At 71.3% G+C, this 23,441-nt stretch carries 24 protein-coding genes; 11 read left to right on the forward strand and 13 right to left on the reverse strand.

Annotated elements, in window-relative coordinates:
- Positions 1 to 3: 3 nt before the first annotated feature.
- Complete coding sequence (locus tag QF037_RS36975; protein ID WP_307032840.1) at positions 4 to 465, reverse strand: MaoC family dehydratase; 462 nt, start codon at positions 463 to 465, stop codon at positions 4 to 6.
- Positions 466 to 556: 91 nt separating this feature from the next.
- On the opposite strand from QF037_RS36975, the gene soxR reads away from it, so the two are divergent.
- Together soxR and QF037_RS36985 are read left to right on the forward strand one after the other, a co-directional pair.
- Entirely contained in the window at positions 557 to 1,048 is a 492-nt protein-coding gene (soxR, locus tag QF037_RS36980) for a redox-sensitive transcriptional activator SoxR (RefSeq protein WP_307032843.1), read from the forward strand.
- 113 nt (positions 1,049 to 1,161) lie between these two features.
- Entirely contained in the window at positions 1,162 to 1,908 is a 747-nt protein-coding gene (locus tag QF037_RS36985; protein WP_307032844.1) for a hypothetical protein, read from the forward strand.
- On the opposite strand, the gene QF037_RS36990 is transcribed toward QF037_RS36985, so the two are convergent.
- Together QF037_RS36990 and QF037_RS36995 are read right to left on the reverse strand one after the other, a co-directional pair.
- Positions 1,854 to 2,582, reverse strand: coding sequence for a 3-keto-5-aminohexanoate cleavage protein (locus QF037_RS36990; RefSeq protein ID WP_307032846.1), 729 nt, complete (start codon positions 2,580 to 2,582; stop codon positions 1,854 to 1,856). The genes QF037_RS36985 and QF037_RS36990 overlap by 55 nt on opposite strands.
- 131 nt (positions 2,583 to 2,713) lie before the next feature.
- Positions 2,714 to 3,316 carry a hypothetical protein gene (locus QF037_RS36995; RefSeq protein WP_307032848.1) on the reverse strand — a complete coding sequence of 201 codons (603 nt, stop codon included), beginning with the start codon at positions 3,314 to 3,316 and terminating at the stop codon, positions 2,714 to 2,716.
- Between the two features lie 223 nt (positions 3,317 to 3,539).
- On the opposite strand from QF037_RS36995, the gene QF037_RS37000 reads away from it, so the two are divergent.
- On the forward strand, positions 3,540 to 6,323 hold the full coding sequence (locus tag QF037_RS37000; RefSeq protein WP_307032851.1) for a penicillin acylase family protein: 2,784 nt from the start codon (positions 3,540 to 3,542) through the stop codon (positions 6,321 to 6,323).
- Between the two features lie 18 nt (positions 6,324 to 6,341).
- Here QF037_RS37000 and QF037_RS37005 read toward each other — a convergent pair whose 3' ends face one another.
- Together QF037_RS37005 and QF037_RS37010 are read right to left on the reverse strand one after the other, a co-directional pair.
- Entirely contained in the window at positions 6,342 to 7,658 is a 1,317-nt protein-coding gene (locus QF037_RS37005; RefSeq protein ID WP_307032853.1) for a serine-threonine protein kinase, read from the reverse strand.
- Between the two features lie 96 nt (positions 7,659 to 7,754).
- Positions 7,755 to 8,987, reverse strand: coding sequence for an exo-beta-N-acetylmuramidase NamZ family protein (locus QF037_RS37010; protein WP_307032855.1), 1,233 nt, complete (start codon positions 8,985 to 8,987; stop codon positions 7,755 to 7,757).
- A 187-nt stretch (positions 8,988 to 9,174) separates the two neighbouring features.
- Between QF037_RS37010 and QF037_RS37015 the strand changes: the two genes are divergently transcribed.
- From QF037_RS37015 to QF037_RS37025, 3 genes are read left to right on the forward strand one after another with little or no spacing between them, the layout of a single operon-like run.
- Positions 9,175 to 9,948, forward strand: coding sequence for an SDR family oxidoreductase (locus tag QF037_RS37015; protein ID WP_307032857.1), 774 nt, complete (start codon positions 9,175 to 9,177; stop codon positions 9,946 to 9,948).
- Positions 9,945 to 11,612, forward strand: a complete 1,668-nt coding sequence (locus tag QF037_RS37020) for a class I adenylate-forming enzyme family protein (RefSeq protein WP_307032859.1) — start codon at positions 9,945 to 9,947, stop codon at positions 11,610 to 11,612. The genes QF037_RS37015 and QF037_RS37020 overlap by 4 nt, the downstream gene beginning before the upstream one ends.
- Before the next feature lie 26 nt (positions 11,613 to 11,638).
- On the forward strand, positions 11,639 to 12,232 hold the full coding sequence (locus QF037_RS37025) for a TetR/AcrR family transcriptional regulator (protein WP_307032861.1): 594 nt from the start codon (positions 11,639 to 11,641) through the stop codon (positions 12,230 to 12,232).
- Here QF037_RS37025 and QF037_RS37030 read toward each other — a convergent pair.
- From QF037_RS37030 to QF037_RS37045, 4 genes are all read right to left on the reverse strand, one after another.
- A complete protein-coding gene (locus tag QF037_RS37030) occupies positions 12,118 to 12,933 on the reverse strand; it encodes a response regulator transcription factor (protein WP_307032863.1) in 816 nt (271 codons plus the stop codon). The genes QF037_RS37025 and QF037_RS37030 overlap by 115 nt on opposite strands.
- Positions 12,934 to 13,123: 190 nt before the next feature.
- A complete protein-coding gene (locus QF037_RS37035) occupies positions 13,124 to 14,338 on the reverse strand; it encodes an acyl-CoA dehydrogenase family protein (RefSeq protein WP_307032865.1) in 1,215 nt (404 codons plus the stop codon).
- Positions 14,339 to 14,344: 6 nt separating this feature from the next.
- Entirely contained in the window at positions 14,345 to 15,376 is a 1,032-nt protein-coding gene (locus QF037_RS37040; protein WP_307032868.1) for a phosphotransferase family protein, read from the reverse strand.
- A gap of 201 nt (positions 15,377 to 15,577) precedes the next feature.
- Positions 15,578 to 15,874, reverse strand: a complete 297-nt coding sequence (locus QF037_RS37045; RefSeq protein WP_307032869.1) for a hypothetical protein — start codon at positions 15,872 to 15,874, stop codon at positions 15,578 to 15,580.
- 112 nt (positions 15,875 to 15,986) lie between these two features.
- Between QF037_RS37045 and QF037_RS37050 the strand changes: the two genes are divergently transcribed.
- A complete protein-coding gene (locus QF037_RS37050; RefSeq protein WP_307032871.1) occupies positions 15,987 to 16,949 on the forward strand; it encodes an NADP-dependent oxidoreductase in 963 nt (320 codons plus the stop codon).
- A gap of 6 nt (positions 16,950 to 16,955) precedes the next feature.
- Here the strand turns inward: QF037_RS37050 and QF037_RS37055 are convergent, their stop codons facing one another.
- The 4 genes from QF037_RS37055 to QF037_RS37070 are packed head-to-tail and all read right to left on the reverse strand — an operon-like array spanning position 16,956 to position 19,165.
- A complete protein-coding gene (locus QF037_RS37055) occupies positions 16,956 to 17,279 on the reverse strand; it encodes a DUF202 domain-containing protein (RefSeq protein ID WP_307032873.1) in 324 nt (107 codons plus the stop codon).
- A complete protein-coding gene (locus QF037_RS37060) occupies positions 17,276 to 17,668 on the reverse strand; it encodes a YidH family protein (RefSeq protein ID WP_307032875.1) in 393 nt (130 codons plus the stop codon). Before QF037_RS37060 ends, QF037_RS37055 begins: the two co-directional genes overlap by 4 nt.
- A 32-nt stretch (positions 17,669 to 17,700) precedes the next feature.
- On the reverse strand, positions 17,701 to 18,216 hold the full coding sequence (locus tag QF037_RS37065; protein WP_307032877.1) for an NUDIX hydrolase: 516 nt from the start codon (positions 18,214 to 18,216) through the stop codon (positions 17,701 to 17,703).
- Positions 18,217 to 18,268: 52 nt separating this feature from the next.
- Entirely contained in the window at positions 18,269 to 19,165 is an 897-nt protein-coding gene (locus QF037_RS37070) for a DMT family transporter (protein ID WP_307032879.1), read from the reverse strand.
- A gap of 357 nt (positions 19,166 to 19,522) precedes the next feature.
- Here QF037_RS37070 and QF037_RS37075 point away from each other — a divergent pair, with 357 nt between their 5' ends.
- From QF037_RS37075 to QF037_RS37090, 4 genes are all read left to right on the forward strand, one after another.
- Positions 19,523 to 20,473 carry a hypothetical protein gene (locus tag QF037_RS37075; RefSeq protein ID WP_307032881.1) on the forward strand — a complete coding sequence of 317 codons (951 nt, stop codon included), beginning with the start codon at positions 19,523 to 19,525 and terminating at the stop codon, positions 20,471 to 20,473.
- A gap of 34 nt (positions 20,474 to 20,507) precedes the next feature.
- Positions 20,508 to 22,037, forward strand: a complete 1,530-nt coding sequence (locus QF037_RS37080) for an APC family permease (protein ID WP_307032884.1) — start codon at positions 20,508 to 20,510, stop codon at positions 22,035 to 22,037.
- 73 nt (positions 22,038 to 22,110) lie between these two features.
- Positions 22,111 to 22,836 carry a molybdopterin-dependent oxidoreductase gene (locus QF037_RS37085; RefSeq protein ID WP_307032887.1) on the forward strand — a complete coding sequence of 242 codons (726 nt, stop codon included), beginning with the start codon at positions 22,111 to 22,113 and terminating at the stop codon, positions 22,834 to 22,836.
- Complete coding sequence (locus tag QF037_RS37090) at positions 22,820 to 23,440, forward strand: cytochrome b/b6 domain-containing protein (RefSeq protein ID WP_307032888.1); 621 nt, start codon at positions 22,820 to 22,822, stop codon at positions 23,438 to 23,440. Before QF037_RS37085 ends, QF037_RS37090 begins: the two co-directional genes overlap by 17 nt.
- The last annotated feature ends 1 nt before the right edge of the window (position 23,441 follow it).

Consider the following 23,441-nt stretch of genomic DNA (forward strand, 5'->3'; position numbering starts at 1 on the left):
CGCTCAGAGGTAGTAGCGCGACACCGACTCGGCGACACACACCGGCTTGTCGCCGCCCTCGCGCTCGACGCTGAAGGCGACGGTGACCTGGACGCCGCCGGCCACGTCGTCGACCCCGGTGATCACCGCGGTGGCCCGCAGCCGCGAGCCGACCGGCACGGGCGCGGGGAAACGCACCTTGTTGGTGCCGTAGTTGACGCCCATCTTCACGTTCTCGACCTTGATCAGCTGCGGCCCGAACAACGGCAGCAGCGACAGGGTCAGATATCCGTGCGCGATGGTGGTCCCGAACGGTCCGGCGGCCGCCTTCTCGGGGTCGACATGGATCCACTGGTGATCGCCGGTGGCCTCGGCGAAAAGGTCGATCCGCTTCTGATCGACGTCCAGCCAGTCGGTGTACCCCAGCTGCTCACCCACCGCGGCCTTCAGCTCGTCGGCCCCTGCGAACACCCTCGGCTCTGCCATGTCGCGCCTCCTCGTCCCGAACTCTAAGCGACTGCTTAGCATGGTCGGCCGCGGGGCCTGTGTCAACGGAGGCATGGGTAGGCTTCGAGGGGTGCCCCAGATTCCCGAGAAGATCCACGAACTCACGGTCGGCCAGCTCTCCGCCCGCAGCGGCGCCGCCGTCTCCGCCCTGCACTTCTACGAGTCGAAGGGCTTGATCACCAGCCGCCGCACCACCGGCAACCAACGCCGCTACCACCGCGACGCCCTCCGCCGGGTCGCCTTCGTCCGAGCCGCCCAACGCGTGGGCATCCCCCTCGCCACGATCCGCGAGGCCCTGGCCGAACTCCCCGAGGAGCGCACGCCCACCCGAGAGGACTGGGCCCGCCTCTCCGAGGCCTGGCGCTCCGAGCTGGACGAACGCATCAAGCAGCTCAACCGCCTCCGGGACCACCTCACCGACTGCATCGGCTGCGGTTGCCTCTCCCTGGACACCTGCGTCCTGTCCAACCCGGACGACGCGTTCGGCCAACGCCAGGCAGGCTCCCGCCTGATGGTGGAACGCAAGCCGGACCACCAGGAGAGCGCGACCCGCTGCGGCTGACGCACACGGGACGCAACCCGGCGTTCGGATGCGGGAATGGGGTGGAGCGACCGGATCGGCCGCTGGTAACGTCGCGATCTTCGGCCGGCGGGACCGCCGCGCACGGAGTCCTGATGGGACGAACCATGTCCTCACCGACCCTCGACGCCGCCCTCGCGCGCATATCCACGGTCTTCCGCGGTGCGTCGAGCCCCGACGAGACCGGCTGCGGCTACTGCCACGCCCCCGAGGAGACCGCGTATCTGCGTACGCCGGACATCCCCGTGCCCCCGGATGTCGTGCAGTACTACCTCTTCGAGGTCTCCGACCACTTCGACGACCACGCCGCCGTCATGCGCCGCCTCCTGCCGCAGGCGGCCCGCGCGATGGCCGACGGCACCCTGGGCGCGATCAACTACGGAGCCCACGGGCTGACCCGTGTGGACTGGCGCTCCTGGCCCCCGGAGCAGGCCGCCGCGATCGAGACGTTCCTGCGCGCCTGGTGGCAGGACGCCCTCACCGCACCCGGCCCGCCCTACGGCATCGACGACATCTTCGACACCTGCGCCACGATCGCCACCACGGTGACCCCGTTCCTCGACGACTGGCCCCGCACCCCGGTCGCCGACGCCCACCTCGCCCACTGCGCCGACGTCTGGCTCTACGACCTGCTGTCCGACGCCTCCCCGTTCACCTGGTGGTACGACGACAGCGAGAAGACCGGCATCGCGGACCTGCGCACCTGGCTCTCCGGCCCCGGCGCCGCCCGCCTGCGCACCCAGGGCGAGCACGACCTGGCGACCCGGGCCGAACTCCTCGCCCTGCCCTACGACGACCGCTGGGCCCACCCGTACTGGACCAGCCCGGCAGCCACCAACTGAGCGTTGGAGGAGGCGGGTTCCCCGTCCGGCAGGACCAGTGTGTCCTCCAGCCCGATCCGGGTCGCGAGCCGCAGGCGCCCGGCCAGCCGGAGCACCGGCCACGCACCGCCGTCCTCGCCGTGCAGCAGCACCGGGCGGCCGTGCGCGGCCCCCACCTCGGCCAACAGCGCACGCGCCGTGTCCTGGGCGGTCTCCGGCGACCCGTCGGTCACCTCGGCCAGCACCCGCAGCACCCGGGGCCCGAGCGGCGACACGGCGAACCGGGAGGCCGCGTCCGTCCCGGACCAGATACCGGCCTCCACACCCACACCCCGCTCGATGAGCGCGGCCGCCAGCTCCTCCGCCCCCGGCTCATGCCAGTTGACGGAGGCGTGATCGGGAAGCACGGTCCAGTCCCGCACCCGCTCCAGCCGCCGCGCGGGATCGGGTTCCGTCCAGGCGCCCGTGGTCACCCCGACCGGCACCGACACCCGCGCCCGTACGGCGCCGAGGGTCGCCGCGAGCACCCGCGGCGACAAGGTGTCGTCACCGCACGGGGACTTGGGATGGACATGGATGTCCGTGGCCCCGGCCGCGACGGCCGCGGCCGCCGACTCGGCAAGGGCCTGCGGTGACAGCGGCACGACCGCTCCGTCGGCGGCCCCTCGGGACCCGTTGAGACACACCTGGACCATGCCTCGATGGTGCCACCCGGAAGGCACCGGACCGTGACAGGGGCCCACTGCCCCCATCAGGGCCGTACCGCGGCGAACCGTTCGAAGAGGGGTGCGGCATCCCCGGCGCACCCCCCGGTCGCTCCACTCGCTCAGGCGGACACCAGCAGCCGTCCACGCCGGGACGCCGCCAGGGCCTCGGACGTCAGCACCGGACGCGGCACCACGATCCCGCAGTCCGTGCACACCGGGCCCGAGGAGGGTTCGTGGGCCAGGTCGTACATCCAGGTCAGCCGCTCTCCGCTGCACACCGGGCACACCGAGCCCGGTTCACGCTCCAACGCGGAGATCAGCCTGCGCAGCACCTCGGCCAGCGGTCCACGGGGGTGGAGCCGCGGGTCGTCGCACCACGCGACGCCGAAACCGCCCCAGGTCAGCCGGTGCCAGTCGTCGACACTGCCGGGCCTGCGCAGCCCGTCGTGCTTCTCCTTCTTGCGTCGCTCGGCGAACTCGACCTCATAGGCCAGCCAGACCGAACGCGCCTCTTCCAGCTCGTCCAACGCGGCCACGAGCCGCGCCGGGTCGGGGGACCGGTCCTCCGGACCGAATCCGGCCCGGGAGCACAGATGGTCCCAGGTCGCCCTGTGCCCGTAGGGGGCAAAACGCTCCAGGCACTTACGCAACGAGTAGCGTCGCAGCGCCAGATCGCATCGAGGATCTCGCACCTGTCTCGCCAGACTCCGGAAACCGGCCATCGCCCTGCACCTCCGTCACATCTGCACCTGTACTTCGGTCACTTCGGCGTCGTCGCTTCGGACGTCGCCGAATAGACGTATCGACACGCGATTCGGCTCCATCCGATTTCCGATGCCTCCCATCAGCCTCCGGACCGGCTACCAAAACTTGACGCATGTTCATCTTCAAACCCGGGGATACCGGCGGTAACGCCTGACTCAACTCCCGTCGGTAGGAGCCGCCATGCCTCGGCGCACCTCGCGCACCACACTCGACAGACTGAGAACTCCCGGCAGGGTCACCGGGTTCCTGAAGACCGCTTCCGTATGCGCCCTGATTGCAGGTCTTTTGTCCCCGCTCGGTCAAGCGGCCGCGGCCGCCGAAGCGACGGCCGCCAACGACTACTGCGGCAGTCAGTGCTCCGACATCCTGCCGCCCGGCCAGAACGGCAACGCCACCCTCGCCCAGGTCCTCCTCAACCAGTCCTTCGGCACCCAGCCCGAACACGCCGAGGACCAGCTCGGCCCCTACGCCAACCTGGCCAAGGGGTACCCGTCGCTGACCAACGCCACGATCAACACCTTCTTCAACGACGCCTCCTTCGGCGTCCCGTCCGATCAAGTCGCCTCCACTCTCAGTCCCGGTGGCCGCAGCGACGTGACGATCGTCCGCGACAAGAAGACGGGCGTGCCGCACATCACCGGTACCACCAGATACGGCACTGAATACGGAGCGGGCTATGCGGCCGCTCAGGACCGGCTGTGGCTCATGGACGTCTTCCGCCACGTCGGCCGCGGCCAGCTGACCGCCTTCGCCGGCGGAGACCCCTCCAACCAGGGCCTCGAGCAGCAGTTCTGGCGCAACGCCCCCTACACCGAGGCCGATCTGCAGGCCCAGATAGACAACGCGGTCGCCAACGCCGGGGCCCGCGGCCAGCAGGCCCTCGCCGACGTCAACGCCTACGTCGCCGGCATCAACGCCTACATCGACGCCTCCGACAGCGGCCGCTACTTCCCGGGCGAGTACGTCCTGACCGGCCACAAGGACTCCGTCACCAACGCCGGCACCATCGAGCACTTCAAGACCACCGACCTGGTCGCGCTGGCCTCGGTGATCGGCGCGCTGTTCGGTTCCGGAGGCGGCGGCGAGGTCAACAACGCGCTGTCCCTGCTCGCCGCGCAGGAGCAGTACGGCGTGACGGAGGGCACAAAGGTCTGGGAGTCCTTCCGCGAGCGCAACGACCCCGAGGCCGTCGTCACCGTCCACGACAAGAGCTTCCCGTACGCCGGCAAGCCCGCCGACCCGCAGGGCGCGGCCCTGCCCGACGCCGGCTCGGTGACCACCGAGCCGCTGGTCTACGACCCGACGGGCACCGGCGCGGGGCAGAGCGCCACCGCGGCCTCCACCGCAGCGACCGCGACCGCTCTCAGCTCGGCCAAGCGCGGTATGTCCAACGCCCTTGTCGTCAGCGGCAAGCACACCGCCAGCGGCCATCCGGTCGCCGTGTTCGGCCCGCAGACCGGCTACTTCGCACCCCAGCTGCTCATGCTCCAGGAGATCCAGGGCCCGGGCCTCAGCGCCCGCGGTGCCTCCTTCGCGGGCCTGAGCATGTACGTCGAACTCGGCCGCGGCCAGGACTACGCGTGGAGCGCCACGACCTCCGGCCAGGACATCATCGACACCTACGCCGTCGAGCTGTGCCAGGACGACTACCACTACCTGTACCACGGCACCTGTACGGCGATGGAGAAGATCGAGCGGAAGAACTCCTGGGCCCCGACCACCGCCGACGACACCGCCGCGGGCTCCTACACGATGCGGGTCTGGCGCACGAAATACGGGCCCGTCGAGTACCGGGCGACGGTCGGCGGCAAGAAGGTCGCCTACACCACCCTGCGCTCGTCGTTCATGCGGGAGGCCGACTCGATCATCGGCTTCCAGATGCTGAACGACCCGGACTACGTGAAGAGCCCGGAGACCTTCCAGAGCGCGGTGCAGCACATCAACTACACCTTCAACTGGTTCTACGCCGACTCCACGCACACCGCGTACTACAACAGCGGCGACAACCCGGTGCGCGCCACCGGCGTCGACGCCGACTTCCCGGTGTGGGCGCGGTCGGCGTACGAGTGGCAGGGCTGGAACCCGACGACGAACGCGGCCGCCTACACGCCCGCCTCGGCCCACCCCAACTCCATCGACCAGGACTACTACATCTCCTGGAACAACAAACAGGCCGCCGACTACTCGACCGCCGCCTGGGGCGACGGGTCCGTGCACCGCGGCAACCTGCTCGAGGACCGGGTGAAGAAGCTGGTCGCCGCGGGTGGCGTGACCCGGGCCGCGCTGGTGAAGGCGATGGCCGACGCGGCCCTGGCCGACCTGCGCGCGCAGGACGTGCTGCCGGACCTGCTGAAGGTGATCAACAGCAGTACGGTCACCGACTCCACGGCCGCCGCCGCGGTGAGCAAGCTCCAGACCTGGCTCACGGCGGGCGGCAAGCGCACGGAGACATCGGCGGGTTCGAAGGCGTACGCCGACGCCGACGCGATCCGCATCCTCGACGCGTGGTGGCCGCTGCTGGTGAAGGCCGAGTTCGAACCCGGCCTCGGCACCGGCCTGTACACGGCCATGATCGCCAACCTGCCCGTCGACGAGGCCCCGTCCGCTGCGCACGGCCCGACCGGCGCGCACGCGGGCAGCTCCTTCCAGTACGGCTGGTGGTCCTACGTCGACAAGGACATCCGCGCGGTGCTCGGTGAGACGGTGAAGGGTCCGTTGGAGCGGAAGTACTGCGGCGGCGGCAGCCTGAGCGGCTGCCGGGACATCCTCATCAGCAGCCTGAAGACGGCGGCCGGCAAGACCGCCGCCCAGGTCTACCCCGGCGACGATCTGTGCGCGGCGGGCAACCAGTGGTGCGCCGACTCGATCGTCCAGCGCACCCTGGGCGGCATCAAGCACTACAACATCAGCTGGCAGAACCGGCCGACCTACCAGCAGGTCGTGGAGTTCACCTCACACCGGTGACCTGACAGCGGCGGCGGGTCAGCGGACGCGGCCCGCCGCCAGCACCACCCGCGCCAGCTCCCGGTGCACGATGTCGCTGTGCGCCCCGGCCGGCGCCCCGCCGCGCCTGACCACCTCGGACGCGTCGATGTTGACGCACCCCGAGGCGGGCAGCGTCGCCCGCAGAGCGTCGGCGAGCTTCCACACACGCGTGCCCGGCACCGCCTGCACCCCGTCGAAGCCCATCGCGCCCCACTTGGCGCCCAGCATCCGCCCGACGTCCGCCCCGGCGGCCCCCTGCGCGTCCCCGGCCATCCGTGAGGCCAGCGGATACATCGTGCTCAGCGCGGAGTCGTGGCGGGAGAAACAGCACACCAGGGGACCGTCGATCCGGTTCTGCTGACCCTGCAGCACGCCTCCCGCGCGTGTGTCGTGCGGCAGCCGGGACGCGAACGCGTAGTGGGAGAAGGCCCCTTGGAGCAGCGTCACGGACTTCACCGTGCGCACCCCCTCGGGCAGCCCGCGCAGCGCGAACGACACCAGACGCCCGCCGAAGCTGTGCCCGACCAGATGGATCCGCACCTCGGGCGCCTTCGCGGCGAGCTGCCCGATCACCCGTCCGAGACCGCGCTCGCCGACCGTTCCCGCGCGCCGCTTCATGGCGTAGTACGTCGCCTGCCGCAGCAGTTCGTGGGCGCCGTCCCAGGGATTGGGGATCGCGAACCCGGCCGCCCCGTCCGTCGATTCGAGGTGCGCCAGCGCCCGCGCGAAGTCCTCGCAGACCGCTGTCACGGGCGCGGAGAACATGTCCGGCTCGCTCTGCGGCACCCCCTCCGCCAGGGTGTCCGCCCCGAACAGCGCCTGCGGTCCCGGCGGCACCAGCTCGACCAGCATCCGCACCAGCCGGCCGAACTCCTCCAACTCGGCCTCCTCGCGCGGCTGCTGGTCCAGCAGCCGCGTGATCTGCTCGACAATGGTCGCCCGGCCGGGGAACGTCTCCAGGAGGGCGTGCCGGGTGTCCTTGTCGAGCACCGGACGCCGGGCGGACTCGGCCGCCACGGATCGCGGGAAGTCCGGGATCGGCTCGTCGCAGAACCGCATCGACGGCCACACCACCCCCACGAACCCGAGGCGGGCGGTCGGGGCGAGCGCCGGGACCGGCTCGAAGAAGCGGCTGTAGAGCCGGGTCGCGCCGGAGCGGTCGCTGTTCCAGCCGTGCGCGAAGACGATCAGATCCCGGACCTTTCGCTCCGCCACACCGGCGATGAGCCGATCCCGCCGTCTGCCGTCCGGATCGCCGTCCGCGTCGAAGGTCAGCTCCCAGTACGGACTCACACTCATCGCCGGATCCGCCATGACAGGCCCCCTTGTCCCCCGAAGTGGTGCGATGCGGTCGCATCGTCCTGCTACGGGGCGAAGTTGGCCATACTCAACGGCTCAACCATCGGGGGATCATCTGTACAGGAGGTACTCCCTGCGGGTCGCCCGGAACGCCGCCAGCTCCTCCTGCCAGCCCGCCACGACCTCGTCGGGGCAGGCCCCCGCGTCGATCGCGGTACGCACCTGGGTGGAGCCCGTCAGCTTGTCGATCCAGTTGTCGGACCGCCACGCGAAGCCGCTCCACACCCGTTTCGCGGTCACCAGCAGGGCGATTCCGGTGCGCACGGGGTCGTAGGCCGCCCGGTCGTGCACATGGATCTGCACGCCGCCGATGGTCCTGCCCTGGAACTTGGAGAACGTCGGCGCGAAGTACGCCTCCCTGAAGTGCACGCCCGGCAAAGCGAGTTCGCCCGCGGCCGCGGCCCAGCGTCCGTCGACGCCCTCCGCGCCGAGCAGTTCGAAGGGCCGGGTGGTGCCGCGTCCCTCCGACAGGTTCGTGCCCTCGAAGAGACACGTCCCCGAGTACACCAACGCGGTGTCCGGGGTGGGCATGTTGGGGCTCGGCGGCACCCAGGGCAGCCCGGACGTGTCGTGGAACTCCGACCGCTTCCACCCGGTCATGAGGACGGTCTCCAGGGCCACCGGCGCGGTGAGGAACTCCCCGTTGAACAGCCGCGCCAGCTCCGCGACGGTCATGCCGTGCGCCTGGGAGATGGGCTGTCGCCCCACGAAGGTGGCGAACTCCTTGTGCAGGACGGGGCCTTGGGCCGCGCGCCCGGTCACCGGGTTCGGCCGGTCCAGCACCACGAACCGCTTGCCCGCCAGCTGGGCGGCCTCCATGCAGTCGTACAGCGTCCAGATGTACGTGTAGAAGCGCGCGCCCACGTCCTGGATGTCGAAGACGACGGTGTCGACGCCGGAGGCGGTGAAGATGTCGGCCAGCGGCCGGCCGCTCTTGAGGTACGTGTCGTAGACGGGCAGTCCGGTCGCCGGGTCGTTGTAGCGGCCCTCGGATCCTCCGGCCTGCGCGGTGCCCCGGAAGCCGTGCTCGGGGCCGAACACGGCGATCAGGTTCACCCGCTCGTCGGCGTGCATGACGTCGACGATGTGGCGGGCGTCCCGGGTGATGCCGGTGGGGTTGGTGACGATGCCGACGCGCTCGCCGCGCAGGTCGGCGTAGCCGGTTGAGGCGAGGTTCTCGAAGCCGGTTCGTAGGCGGCGTGCGGCTGCCGAGGCCGGGGGAGCGGAGGAGAGTGCGGTTGCTGCCGTTGTCGCTGCGAGGAGTGCTCGTCTGGATAGGCGCATGAGGGGCACGGTATTGCTCCCGCGGGTTGTGTGAAAGGTGGCGATGCTCCGTGGCTTGTCGCGCCCCGCGGCGGAGCCGCAAAGGGATGCAGCCCCGCGCCCCCGACGGCATCCACTGGCCCTTTCCTTCTTACATACCGACTGGTTAGTCTGGCCGTCTCTGCAGAGCCGCAGTCGAAGGAGACCGATGGTGGAAGCCGTTCAGGGTGCTGGTGTCGTCGTCACGGGGGCCGGAGGGGGTATCGGGGCCGCCCTCGCCCGGCGGTTCGCCGCCGAGGGGGCCCGCGTCGTCGTGAATGACCTGGACGGTGCCCGCGCCGAGGCCGTTGCCCAGGAGATCGGCGGTGTCGCTGTGCCCGGCGATGCCTCCGCCGTCGTCGGCGAGGCCCGCGCCGCACTCGGCGGCACCGTCGACGTGTACTGCGCCAACGCCGGCGTCGCCTTCGGCGGGCCCGACGTGGACGACCTCGGCGACGCCAAGGCCTGGGAGCTCTCCTGGGACGTCAACGTCATGGCACACGTGCGTGCCGCTCACGAACTGCTGCCGGACTGGCTGGAGCGGGGCAGCGGGCGGTTCGTGTCCACCGTGTCCGCCGCCGGGCTGCTCACCATGATCGGGGCGGCGCCCTACAGCGTCACCAAGCACGGGGCGTACGCCTTCGCCGAGTACCTGTCGCTGACCTACCGCCACCGGGGGATCAAGGTCCACGCCATCTGTCCGCAGGGCGTGCGCACGGACATGCTCTCGGCCACCGGCAGCGCGGGCGACCTGGTCCTCAAGCCGACGGCCGTGGAGCCCGAGGACGTCGCGGAGGCTCTCTTCAAGGGCATCGCCGAGGACCGGTTCCTGATCCTGCCGCACCCCGAGGTCGCCGAGTACTACCGGGTCCGCGCCGCCGACCCCGACCGCTGGCTGGGCAACATGAACCACCTCCAGCAGAAGTGGGAGGACGCCCGGTGACCGAGTCCCGGTACGCCGCCAAGCCCTGGGTCGCCCTGCTCAACGAGGCCCAGCGCGCTCCCATAGCGCCCGACGACTCCCTCGTGCACGCCCTGCGCAGGGTCGTCGCCGAGGCCCCGGACCGCACGTTCCTCGCCTACTTCGACGGCCGCCTCACCTACCGCGAGATCGACGAGCTCAGCGACTCCGTCGCAGGGCACCTCGCCGCGCGCGGTCTGGAGCGCGGCGACCGGGTGGCGATCCTGCTCCAGAACTCCCCGCACTTCGTCATCGCCCTGCTGGGCGCGTGGAAGGCGGGCGCGACCGTCGTGCCCGTCAACCCCATGTACAAGTCGGGGGAGGTCACCCACGTCCTGCGGGACGGCGAGGTGGCCGCGCTGATCTGCTCCGACCGGGCCTGGGAGTCGTATCTGCGCGAGACGGCGGCGGACTCGCCGGTGCGGATCGTGCTGACCGGCTGCGAGCTGGACTTCCAGACCCGCGACGACGCGCGCGTGCTGGCCTTCGAGCGGCTGCCGCAGGCCGCCGACGCCGACGACCTGGCCGCCGTGGCCCGCGCGGGCCACCGGGCGCCCGAGGGCCGTGACCCGGACCCGTCCGGCATCGCGCTCATCAGCTACACCTCGGGCACCAGCGGCGCCCCCAAGGGCGCCACGAACACGCACGGCAACATCATGTGCAACGCCGAGCGGCAGCGCACGGGCCTGGCCCTTCCGGACGCGCCCGTGTACTACGCGCTCGCGCCGCTGTTCCACATCACCGGGATGGTGTGCCAGCTCGGTGCCTGTCTCAACAGCGCGGGCACGCTGGTGCTGACGTACCGCTTCGAGGCGGGGGTCGTGCTGGAGGCGTTCGCCGAGCACCGGCCGCACTACACGGTCGGCCCGTCGACGGCCTTCATGGCGCTCGCCGCCCACCCGGACGTCACCCGCGAGCACTTCTCCTCCTTCGTCAACATCTCCTCCGGCGGTGCCCCGCTGCCGCCCGCCCTGGTGGAGAAGTTCCGGGCGGGCTTCGGGCCGTACATCCGCAACGGCTACGGGCTCACCGAGTGCACCGCGCCCTGCGCCTCCGTGCCGCCCCAGCTGGAGGCGCCCGTCGATCCGGTGTCCGGGACGCTGGCCGTGGGCCTGCCGGGGCCCCAGACGGTCGTACGGATCGTCGACGACAAGGGCGCCGAGGTGCCCTTCGGCGAGCAGGGCGAGATCCTCGTGCGCGGCCCGCAGGTCGTGCCCGGCTACTGGCGGCGCCCCGAGGCCACCGCCGAGACGTTCCCGGACGGCGAGCTGCGCACCGGCGACATCGGCTTCATGGACGCGCAGGGCTGGCTCTACGTCGTCGACCGCAAGAAGGACATGATCAACGCGTCCGGCTTCAAGGTGTGGCCGCGCGAGGTCGAGGACGTGCTGTACACCCACCCGGCGGTGCGCGAGGCGGCCGTCGTCGGCGTGCCCGACGGGTATCGCGGGGAGACCGTCAAGGCGTACATCAGCCTGCGTCCGGGCGCCGACACGGACCCGGATGAACTCGCGGTGTACTGCAAGGAGAGACTGGCCGCCTATAAATACCCGAGGCAGGTGGAGATCCTGCCCGACCTGCCGAAGACGGCGAGTGGGAAGATCCTCCGGCGGGAACTGCGTTCCCGCAGGCAGAACGAGCAGTAGCGAACGGAAAAGCAGGAGGCGGCACAGTGCCAAGGACGACCGACGGAGACGGTACGCCCGTCCCGCAGCGGCTGCTGGCCGCCGCCACCCGGCTCTTCGCCGAGCAGGGCTACGACCGCACCTCCGTGCAGGAGATCGTCGAGGCGGCAGGCGTCACCAAGGGGGCGCTCTACCACTACTTCGGCTCGAAGGACGACCTCCTGCACGAGGTGTACGCGCGCGTGCTGCGCGTCCAGCAGGAGCGCCTCGACGCCTTCGCGAGCTCCGACGAGCCGATCGAGAAGCGGCTGCGCGGTGCCGCCGCGGACGTCGTCGTCACGACGATCGAGAACCTCGACGACGCGATGATCTTCTTCCGCTCCATGCACCATCTGAGCCCGGAGAAGAACAAGCAGGTGCGCGCCGAGCGTCGGCGTTACCACGAGCGGTTCCGCGCGCTCGTCGAGGAGGGCCAGGAGGCGGGCGTCTTCTCCAAGGCGACCCCGGCCGACCTGGTGGTGGACTATCACTTCGGTTCGGTCCACCACCTGTCGACCTGGTACCGCCCCGACGGCACGATGAGCTCACAGGAGGTCGCCGACCATCTGGCCGACCTGCTGCTGAGAGCCCTGCGCCCCTGACGCCGCGCCAGGCCTCCTGGGCGGGGCCCAGCCCGGTCTCCCGGGCCCAGGCCGCCGCCCTCGGCGCGACCGGCGACGCCCAGCTTCGCCAGGACCGCCGACATGTGGTTGCTGACCGTCTTGGGGGACAGCCCGAGCCGGTTGGCCACCACCCCGTTGGGCTGTCCGTCGGCGGTCAGTGTCAGCACGTCCCGTTCCCGCGGGGTGAGCGCCGGGCACGGATCGGGCTGCGGCAGCGGCCGCCCGAGCTGCCCGAGGACCCGCCGGGCCACCCCGGGCCCGAAGATCGCCTCGCCGGCGGCCACGGCCCGGATGGCCCGCACGATCTCGTCCTGCCCGGCGCCCTTGAGCACATAGCCCCGGGCACCGGCCCGCATCGCCGCGAACACCGAGCCGTCCTCCTCGACCATGGTGAGCATCAGCACCGCCACCGCCGGGGCGACCCGGCCGATCTCCCGCGTCGCCTCGATGCCGTTCTGGTCGGGCATCCGGATGTCCATCACCATCCCGTGCGGCCGCAGCGTCACCGCGGCCCGTACGGCCTCCCGCCCACCGGCAGCCACCCCGACGACCCGGACCGGGGGAGTGCCGTCCCGCACCGACTCCAGCAGCGCGGCGAGACCCGTACGGACCACGGGGTGATCGTCGGCCGGCACGACCCGCAGCGCATCGGCGTCCTGTCTCTCCGTCGGCTCCGCCATCACGCTCTCCCTGGAGACCACCGGCGCCTACAAGTTCAAGGTCGAGGGCTGTGACGACGGCACCTTCGGACTGACCTGCCGCCAGGGCTGGACGCTCACCGCGCCCAGCCACCGATGACCGACCACCTCGGGGGACGAGGGCCGGTACGGGCGTGGGGGACCCCTGTACCGGCCCTCGGCATGACCGGGTCTACAGGTACTTCTTCAGCTCCCGCCGCGCCAACGACCGCTGGTGCACCTCGTCCGGACCGTCGGCGATCATCAGCGTCCGGGCGCCGGCGTACAGCTCGGCCAGCGGGAAGTCCTGGCTGACGCCACCCGCGCCGTGCAGCTGGATCGCCCGGTCGATGATGTCGACCACCGCCCGCGGCGTGGCGATCTTGATGGACTGGATCTCCGTGTGGGCGCCCCGGTTGCCGACGGTGTCCATCAGCCAGGCCGTCTTCAGCACGAGGAGCCGCAGCTGCTCGACGGTCACCCGCGCGTCGGCGATCCAGTTGTGCACCACGCCCTGCTGGGCCAGCGCCTTGCCGAAGGCCGCACGGGACACCGCCCGGCGGCACATCAGCTCGATCGCCCGCTCCGCCATGCCGATCAGCCGCATGCAGTGGTGGATGCGGCCCGGACCGAGGCGGGCCTGGGCGATGGCGAAGCCGCCGCCCTCCTCGCCGATCAGGTTCGACACCGGCACACGCGCGTGGTCGAAGATCACCTCGGCGTGACCGCCGTGGGAGTGGTCCTCGTAGCCGAAGACCTGCATCGCCCTCTTGACCGTGACGCCCGGGGTGTCGCGGGGGACCAGGATCATCGACTGCTGGCGGCGGATGTCGTCGCCGTCCGGGTCCGTCTTGCCCATCACGATGAAGATCTTGCAGTCCGGGTTCATCGCCCCGGAGATGTACCACTTGCGGCCCGTGACGACGTACTCGTCGCCCTCCCGCTCGATGTATGTGGTGATGTTGGTGGCGTCCGAGGAGGCCACCTCCGGCTCGGTCATCGCGAACGCCGAGCGGATCTCACCGGCAAGCAGCGGCTCCAGCCACTGCTTCTTCTGCTGCTCGTCACCGAACTGGGTGAGCACCTCCATGTTGCCGGTGTCCGGCGCCGCGCAGTTCAGCGCGGTCGGCGCGAGCTGCGGGGAGCGGCCGGTGATCTCGGCGAGCGGCGCGTACTGCAGGTTGGTCAGCCCGGCCCCGTACTCGGCATCGGGCAGGAAGAGGTTCCACAGGCCCTGCCTGCGCGCCTCGGCCTTCAACTCCTCCACCACGGCCGGGGTGTCCCACGGCGAGGCCAGCCGCGCGCGCTGCTCCTCGGCGACGGCCTCGGCGGGGTAGACGTGCTCGTCCATGAAGGCGAGCAGCTTGGCGCGCAGTTCCTCGGTGCGTGCGTCGAACGCGAAGTCCATGGCGGGTCAGCCTTCCTGGAGGGTGGTCAGGCCGTGCGAGATGAAGACGGGGACGAGGTCGCCGATGCGGTCGAAGCCGTCGCCGACCGTCTGGCCCAGGGTGTAGCGGTAGTGGATGCCCTCGAGGATCACGGCGAGCTTGAACCAGGCGAACGCCGTGTACCAGGACACCTGGGAGACATCGCGCCCCGACCGGGCCGCGTACCGCTCGATCAACTCGGCCGGCTCCGGGTGCCCGGGGGCCGTGGCGGTGGTGGAGACGGGGGAGTCGGGCATGTCGAGCGGCATGCTGTACATGACCAGCAGACCGAGGTCGGTCAGCGGGTCACCGAGGGTCGACATCTCCCAGTCGAGGATCGCCTTGATGCTGTCGTCCTCACCGATCAGCACGTTGTCGAGCCGGTAGTCGCCGTGGATCACGGTCGCCTCGGGGGACGTCGGCAGCTGCCGGCCGAGCGCCGCGTGCAGCTCGTCGATGCCGGCCAGCTCACGGTTGCGGGAGGCGTCCAGCTGCTTGCCCCAACGCCGCAGCTGACGGTCCAGGAAGCCCTCGGGGCGTCCGAAGTCCGCGAGACCCACCTCGGCGGGGTCCACCGCGTGCAGTTCGACGAGCGTGTCCACCAGGGACAGCACCGCGCCCCGGGTGCGCTCCGGGCCGAGCGGGACCAGCTGGTCGGCGGTGCGGTACGGAGTGCCCTCGACGAACTCCATGACGTAGAACGGTGCCCCGAGCACCGCTGCGTCCTCTTCGGACTCGCACAGCAGCACGGGCCGCGGCACCGGAACGTTCGTCGGATGCAGCGCGCTGATCACCCGGTGCTCGCGCTTCATGTCGTGCGCGGTGGCCAGGACATGACCGAGCGGAGGCCGTCGTACGACCCACTTCGACGTGCCGTCGGAGACCGCGTAGGTGAGGTTCGACCGTCCGCCCTCGATCAGCCGGCCGGTCAGGGGGCCGTGGACCAGTCCGGGCCGCACGCGGTCGAGCAGGCCGCGCAGCCGGTCGAGGTCGAGTCCGGGCGGATGGTCGGGGCTCATGCATCGCTCCTACGGCAGACGAACGGTTCCCGACTCATGATGCCGACCGGTCGGTATGCCGTCCAGTGTGTAGGGCGAACGTGATCTGAGCCACCCTAGGGCGTCACCCTAGGCCGACAGCTCCCCGCAGGGTGCGTCGGGGAGCTGTCGGGGATGCTTCCCGGTCGGGCGATGTCAGGTCGCGGACCGGTCAGTGCCGGGTCAGTGGTCGTCCCAGTGGCCCTCGTGGCGGGCGTGCCGGTGACCGTCGTGCACATAGTCGACGTGGTCGCCGTGCAGCACGCTCTCGTGGCCGCAGTCGTCCCCGTGCGTGTGCTCGTGACCGTCATGGGTGACATGCCCGCCCGGCTCGCACTCGTCCCAGTGGCCGCTGTGCTCGCGGTGCAGATGGCCGCCGTGCGCGTAGTCGACGTGGTCCCCGTGCGGCACCTCGGTGTGCCCGCAGTCGGGGCCGTGGGCGTGCGAGTGGGAGGCGTGTTCCTGGTGGAGGGTGGTCATGCTGCTCACCTTCGGAGATGTTGCCGATGCCGTCGGAAAGGCTGCCACGCGAACGCCGCATATCCGGGCATCCCGCTTGCGTGGCGTCCGAGTACCCCGGAGGGTCGGTGCCATGAAAGGCATCAGCTACTCACGCTACGGCGGACCCGAGGTCCTCGCATACGGGGAGGTGCGCGACCCCAAGGTCGGGGTCGACGCGGTGCTGGTCAAGGTCCGGGCGGCGGCGGTCAACCCGGTCGACTGGCACGCCCGCGAGGGGCACCTCGACCCGATTCTCGACCCCGTCTTCCCGGTGGTCCCCGGCTGGGACGTCTCCGGGGTCGTGGTCGGACTCGGCGTGTCCGTCACGGAGTTCGCGGTCGGCGACGAGGTCATCGGATACGTCCGTGAGGACTTCCTCTCCCGGGGCACCTTCGCCGAGTACGTGGCCGCCCCCGTCCGCACCCTCGCCCGCAAGCCCCGCAACCTCTCCTTCGAGGAGGCGGCCGGCCTGCCGCTGGTGGGGCTCACCGCCTACCAGGTGCTGGTGAAGGCGCTCCAGGTCAAGCGCGGCGAGACGGTCCTGGTGCACGCGGCGGCGGGGGGTGTGGGCTCCGTCGCCGTACAGCTGGCCCGCCACTTCGGTGCCCGGGTCATCGGTACGGCGAGCCAGGGCAACCACGACTTCGTCCGCGGCCTCGGCGGCGAGCCCGTCGAGTACGGCGAGGGCCTGGCCGAGCGGGTGCGCGGGCTGGCCCCCGAGGGCGTGGACGCGGCGTTCGACACGATCGGCGGCGAGACCCTGACGGTCTCGGCGAACCTGCTGGCACCCGAGGGCCGCCTGGTGTCCATCGCGGACGGGGAGGTCGTCGGCTACGGCGGCCGCTACTACTGGGTGCGCCCGGACGCCGAGGACCTGCGGCGCCTGTCCGAACTCGCGGATCAGGGCGTGGTGTCGGTGCATGTGTCGCGGACGTTCCCGCTGGAGCGGGCGGCGGAGGCGCAGCGGCTGAATCAGGAGGGGCGGACCCGCGGGAAGATCGTGGTGACGGTGGACTGGGAGACCGAGGGGGAGGGTGAGGGCGAGAGAGGCTAGCGGGAGCTAGAACACCAGGGCGGCCCCGCACGCGGCCATCGCCACGGTGCACAGGACCGCCGCCGTGGCGTGCCGCGGGGCGATCGCGGAGGGGGCGTCGGCGGCGGCGAGGGCGCGGATACGGCGGTGCGCGAGCAGCAGGAAGCCCAGCCAGAGCATGCAGGCCAGGGCGCAGGCGACGACGCCGGAGGCGGACGGGCCGCCGTGCAGCGCGGTCTTGACGGCGAGTACGGCGCAGACGGTGCCGGAGAGGGTCGTACGGCGCCAGGCGAGCCGGGTGCGCTCGGGCTGGAGTCCGGGGTCCCGTTCCTCGGCGGCCGGGGTGCTCACCCCTCCCACCCGACGAGCACGACGAAGACCATCGCGACGGCGACGACCGCCACGACGACGCTCAGCGCCGCCGGGAACCGCGACACGGGCAGATCCTCACCCCGCCGCATCGCCCGTTCGCACCGCATCCAGTGATTGACCGCGCGCAACGAGCACAGCACCCCGGCCCCGAGCAGCGCGAGCGCCAGCCCGACCCGCCAGCCCCAGCGCAGATCCGGCAGGAACTGGTCCACCGCGAACCCGCCGCCGATGAGCGCGAGCGCGGTCCGCAGCCAGGCCAGAAACGTGCGCTCATTGGCGAGCGAGAACCGGTAGTCGGGCGTCCTGCCGTCCTCCCGGATCGCCTCGGGCGCGAACCAGAGCCGGACGTTCCGTGCAAAATCGATCACGCCCTGGACCCTACCGGGCCGTCCGGCCCCGATCAGCCGCCCGCTCGGAAGGCCCGCAGCCGCTCGTACGCGTCCAGGCCGTCCGGTACCCACTCCCACTGCGACAGCCGCCGCTCCACCTCCTCCTCCGGCAGGAAGTCGTGCCAGGCGACCTCCTCGGCCTGGGGATTCACCGGCAGATCGCAGCGCACCTCGTACACCGCCGACCACCAGGTCTGCCCGGCGCCGTCGTCGTACAGGAACTTGAAGAGGAACTCGGGGGAGGGGAGCCCGGAGACGCCCAGCTCCTCCTCCGCCTCCCGCAGCGCCGCCTCGTCGTAGGTCTCGCCCGCGCCGACCACTCCGCCGACCCACATGTCGTACAGGGAGGGGAAGACCAGCTTGGTCGGGGTGCGGCGGTGCACGAAGAGACGGCCGGCGGCGTCCCGGACCTGGATGAAGGCGCAACGGTGACGCAGGCCCCGGGCGTACGCCGCACCGCGGGGGGACTGCCCGACGACCTGGTCGTTCTCGTCGACGATGTCGAGGATCTCGTCAGCGGAGCTCATGGGTCCATCCAAGCAGGGTGTCCCCACGTGGCCGGCCCGCGCCCCAGAAAGGTCAGTTCGGCTGCAGGTCCCGCGCCCGCACCGGTCGCTCCGCCGTGCCGCACGGCATCGCCGGATGCAGCCCCAGCAGCACGATCCCGGTCACGACCGCGGCCAGCCCCGCCGCCTCCCACGCGAGCGCCCCCGTGTCGGTGCGCAGCCGGTCGCCCAGGAAGCCCACGCCGCAGATGATCCCGGCGAGGGGCTGGGCGGCGGTGAGGGCGGGGAGCGACATCCGCAGGGAGGCCGTCTCGAAGGCGCTCTGGACCAGCACCAGGCCGGTCACGCCGAGCGCCAGCACCGCGTACGGCTGCCAGCCGGTGAGGACGTGCACGAGGCCGCCCTCGGAGAACCGCTCGCCGCTCACCCGCGTCAGCGCGTCCTGGACGCCGTACAGCAGCCCGGCCGCCACCGCGAGCAGCGCCGGTCCCGCGACCAGCCGGGACCGCTTCGCGTACGTCGTCAGCAGCAGCGCGAGACCGATCATCGCGCCGATGATCAGCCAGTGCCGGAACGGGGCCGTGACCGCCGTACCGCCGCGCGGTTCGCCCGCCACGATGAACGCCGTCACGCCGCCGGCGAGGAGCAGCAGGCCCGCCCAGCCCTGGCGGCCCAGCGACTGCTTGGTCTGACGGCGCGAGAGGGCCATCGCGAACAGCAGGTTCGTCGCCAGCAGCGGCTCCACCAGGGAGATCTCGCCCTGGCCCAGGGCGATGGCGCCGAGGACCATACCGGCCACCATCAGGGCGATACCGCCGAGCCAGCGAGGGATCTTGACGAGGTCCAGGAGCAGCCGGGGCGAGAGGAAGTCGTTCAGGGGTGCCCGCTGAGCCGCGTTCTGCTGGAGGACGAAACCGAAGCCCAGGCAGCAGGCGGCGCTCACGGCGAGAACCAGAACAAGAACCGACACGCTGCGTACCTCGATCAATGGGCCGGGCTACGGGGACGGGTCAGGGGCCGACTTTAGCGCCCCAGGGCCCGGCTTGCTCCCCGGAGTACCCGGAACCGGGCAGTTGACTCGGTCACCCCGTACGACCTTCTCGCCATGGTGCGGGGGCGGGGCCCAGGACGCCATGGCGTACGCCACACAGAGGCCCGGCGGCCTGCCGATCATGATCACAACTGCCTCTCCCGTCACGACAGTTGAACCGTGTCACACCCGTCCCAGCCTTGACGAGAAGCCTTGGCTGCGGGTTTGCTGTCCGTGACCATCTGCCCACGCAACGAACTACGACGTCGAGCAACGTCGCGTGAGGAAGTCTCCGCGGTGTCTCCACCCCCACCCCCACTGGGCCGCAGCCGAAGACGGGCGGCCCAGGCCTTCGAGGCCGCCCTCGACGACGCCGAACTCATCTCCGCCCGCGCCGCGTTGGCCCAGGGCCGCTGGCAGGCCGCCCGCTCCCTGATCGCCCAGTCCGGCGACGAGTGGGATCTGCGCGGCCACCGGGTGACCGTCCTCGCCCTGGAGCCGTACAGCGCCGCCTGGACCCGCGACTGGCTGCTCGCCGAACCCGAGTCCGCCGACGCCTCCGTCCTGCTCGCCCTCGCCCAGGTCCAGCGCTCCCTGCGCGGCAAGGAGAAGCCGGACCGCGCCCGCGAGGCCTGCCGGACCGCCGCCGAGCGCGCCCCCGCCGACCCCACCCCCTGGCTGGGCCTGCTCATGCTGGAGCGGGGCACGGCCGGTGCCGGAGGCGCCGTGCGGATCTTCGAGGAGGTCCGCCGCCGCTACGCCGACCACCACCACGCCCACCATCTGATGGTCGCCCGGCTCGCCGAGCACCGCGCCGACGCAGGCCCGGACCCGCTGCACGAGGTCTACGACTTCGCCAACTGGGCCGCCGAACAGGCCCCCGCCGACTCCCCGCTCGCGATCCTCCCGGTCATCGCCCACGCCGAGCGCTACCGCGTCCTCGCCGGCGCCGGCCACGAGCCCCCCGACCCGGCCGCCTCCGGCCACTGGGTCGGCCGCCGGGCCCGCCAGGTGATGAAGGCCGCCTTCGACTGGTGGCTGGAGTGGGAGCACGAGGGGCACCCCCGCCGCCTCGTCGACCTCAACTTCCTCGCCCACGCCAAGGTCTGCGAGGGCCGGGGCGCCGAGGCCGCCGCCCTGTTCCACCGCATCGGCGAGCACCCCACCCCCGCCCCCTGGGCGTACCCCGACCGCGACCCCGCCTCAGCCTTCCGTGCCGCACGCGACAGCGCGCTCGGCACGGTGTGACGCCCTCCCCTCCCCGAAAAGGACGGTCTCCCCCGTGACAACGGACAGCTCGAGTACGAAAAGAACCGACGGCATCAGCACCTTCAAGGGCCAGGAGCGGGCCCTGCGCGCCGACCGCCTGGGCACCGGGGGCCTGCTGCTCTCCGTGCTCGCGGCGACCGCGCCCCTCATGGTGGTCGCGGGTGTCATGCCCACCACATTCGCGGTGATGGGCATCGTCGGACAGCCCCTCCTCTTCGTCCTCCTCGGCGTGATCCTCGTCCTGTTCGGCATCGGCTACGCCGAGATGAGCCGGCACGTCCACAACGCCGGCGCCTTCTACGCGTACATCTCCCGCGGCCTCGGCGGCACGGCCGGCGCGAGCGCGGCCCTGGTCGCCCTGGTCGCCTACAACGCCCTCCAGGTCGGCATCTACGGCATCTTCGGCTTCGAGGTCTCCGGCCTCTTCGCCACCTACGCCGACCTGGAGATCGCCTGGTGGATACCGGCCCTGGTGGCCGCGCTCGCCGTCGGCGCGCTGGGCTGGCTGAAGATCGACGTCAACGCGAAGGTGCTCGGCGTCCTGCTGGTCATCGAGGTGGTCCTGGTCGTCATCTTCGACATCGCCGCCGTCGCCGACCCCGGCAAGGAGGGCCTGTCCCTGCACGCCTTCAACCCGGACACCCTCACCGGCGCGGGCGTCGGCACCGCCCTGTGCTTCTGCATCGCCGCCTTCCTCGGCTTCGAGCAGGCACCCGTCTACGCCGAGGAGACCAGCCGCCCGCACGTCCTGGTGCCCCGCGTGATGTTCCTGGCCGTCGGCGGGGTCGCCGTCTTCCTCGCGGTCAGCAGCTGGGCCCTCACCGTCGCCACCGGACCCTCCGCGATCGTCGGCGAGTCGCAGAAGCAGAGCGCCGGACTGCTGTTCAACCTCACCGAGTCCCGCCTCGGCGGCACCTTCACCGACGTCCTGCACATCCTGTTCGTGACCGGCATGTTCGCCGCCATGCTCAGCTTCCACAACGTCGTCGCCCGCTACGCCTTCGCCATGGGCCGCGAGGGCCTGCTCCCCGCCGCGTTCGGCCGCACCACCGACACCAGCGGTGCCCCCGGGACCGGGTCGCTGCTCCAGACGGCCGTCTCGGTGGTGATCGTCGCCGCCTTCGCGTTCGCCGACGACAAGCCGACCGGCGACCCCACCGAACCCGTCCTGCACCTGTTCACCTGGGGCGGCAACATCGGCGCCCTCGGGGTGATCCTGCTGATGGCGGCGGCCTCCTTCTCGGTCGTCGTCTTCTTCGTCCGCCGCGGCGCCGCAGGCACCCAGGCCTGGCGCCTGGCCACCTCCGCGGTCGCCGGCATCGCCCTGCTCGTCATCGCCAGCTACACCGTCAAGGACTTCGACGTCCTGGTCGGCGCCGGACCGGACTCGTCCCTGAGCTGGCTCCTGCCCGGCATCATCGGCCTCGCCCTGATCGTCGGCCTGGCCCAGGGACTGTTCCTGCGCGCCCGCTCGCCCGAGGCCCACGCCCGCATCGGTCTGGGCAACGAGGCGTTCCAGCTGGACAAGGCGGCCTCTTCGTAAGAAGTGCTTACGGAAGTCTGACGGGCACCCGCGAACCCTGGTCCACCAGGGCCGCGGGTGTTCGAATGGGTAGGTGAACTCCGGACAACCCGAGGAACAGGGCAGGCCCATCGGCCGCCGTGTCCTTCTCGGCACCCTCGGCCTGGGCGCCCTCGGCGTGGTCGCCGCGCCCACCCTGCAACGCGGCCTGGAGTCCTTCCTCGGCAGCGCGGCAGACAAGGACCCCACCGGCCTCACGGGCCTGCTCCCCAACGGCGGCGGCTTCCGCTACTACTCGGTCACCTCCTCCGTCCCCCACAAGAACGCCTCGACCTACCGCCTCAAGATCGACGGCCTCGTCGACCGCCCGGCCACCTACACCCTCTCCGACCTGCGGGCGATGCCCCAGACCCGGATGGTCAAGGACGTCCAGTGCGTCACCGGCTGGCGGGTCCCGGGCACCCCCTTCGAGGGCGTACGCCTCTCCCGGCTGCTCGACGCCGCCGGGGTACGGGCCAAGGCCACCGCGATCCGCTTCAGCTGCTTCGACGGCACCTACACCGAGAGCCTCACCCTCGACCAGGCCCGCCGCGCGGACGTCCTGGTCGCGCTGCGCATGCAGGACAAGGACCTCGGCCACAGCCACGGCGGCCCGGTCCGCCTCTATGTCGCACCGATGTACTTCTACAAGTCCGCCAAGTGGCTCTCCGGCATCACCGTCACCGAGGACGTGGAGCCCGGCTACTGGGAGGAGCGCGGCTACGACGTCGACGCCTGGGTCGGCAAGTCGAACGGACGGGACGATGACCCTACGAGCTGAAGCCCCGCCGGAGACGCGCGTACGCCGCTTCGGCCGTTCCCAGCGCTGGGTGCACCGCACGACCGCCGCCCTGATGGGCGTCTGCGTGCTCACCGCCGCCTGTCTCTACATTCCCCAGCTCGCCGAACTCGTCGGCCGCCGTGAGCTGGTCGTCCGCATCCACGAGTGGTCCGGCCTCGCCCTGCCGGTCCCCGTCCTGGCCGGCCTGGTCTCCCGCCACTTCCGCACCGACCTGCGCTTCCTGAACCGCTTCGGCCCGCACGACCGGGTCTGGCTGCGTGCCGCCCTGCGCCGCGACAAGCGGCCCTCGGCCCGTCCGGCGGGCAAGTTCAACGCCGGGCAGAAGATCTACGCCTCCTGGATCGGCGGCGCCACGCTGGTGATGCTCGGCACCGGTCTGCTGATGTGGTTCACCCACCTCACCCCGATCCAATGGCGTACCAGCGCGACCTTCGTCCACGACTGGCTGGCCCTGACCGTCGGTATCGTCCTCGCCGGCCACATCGGCATGGCGCTGGGGGACCCGGAGGCGCGGCGCGGCCTGCGGACGGGGACGGTGAGCCGGGGGTGGGCCGAGCGGGAACACTCCCTGTGGCGCCACTGAC

Source organism: Streptomyces canus, assembly GCF_030815415.1.
GTDB classification, from domain to species: Bacteria; Actinomycetota; Actinomycetes; order Streptomycetales; family Streptomycetaceae; genus Streptomyces; species Streptomyces canus_F.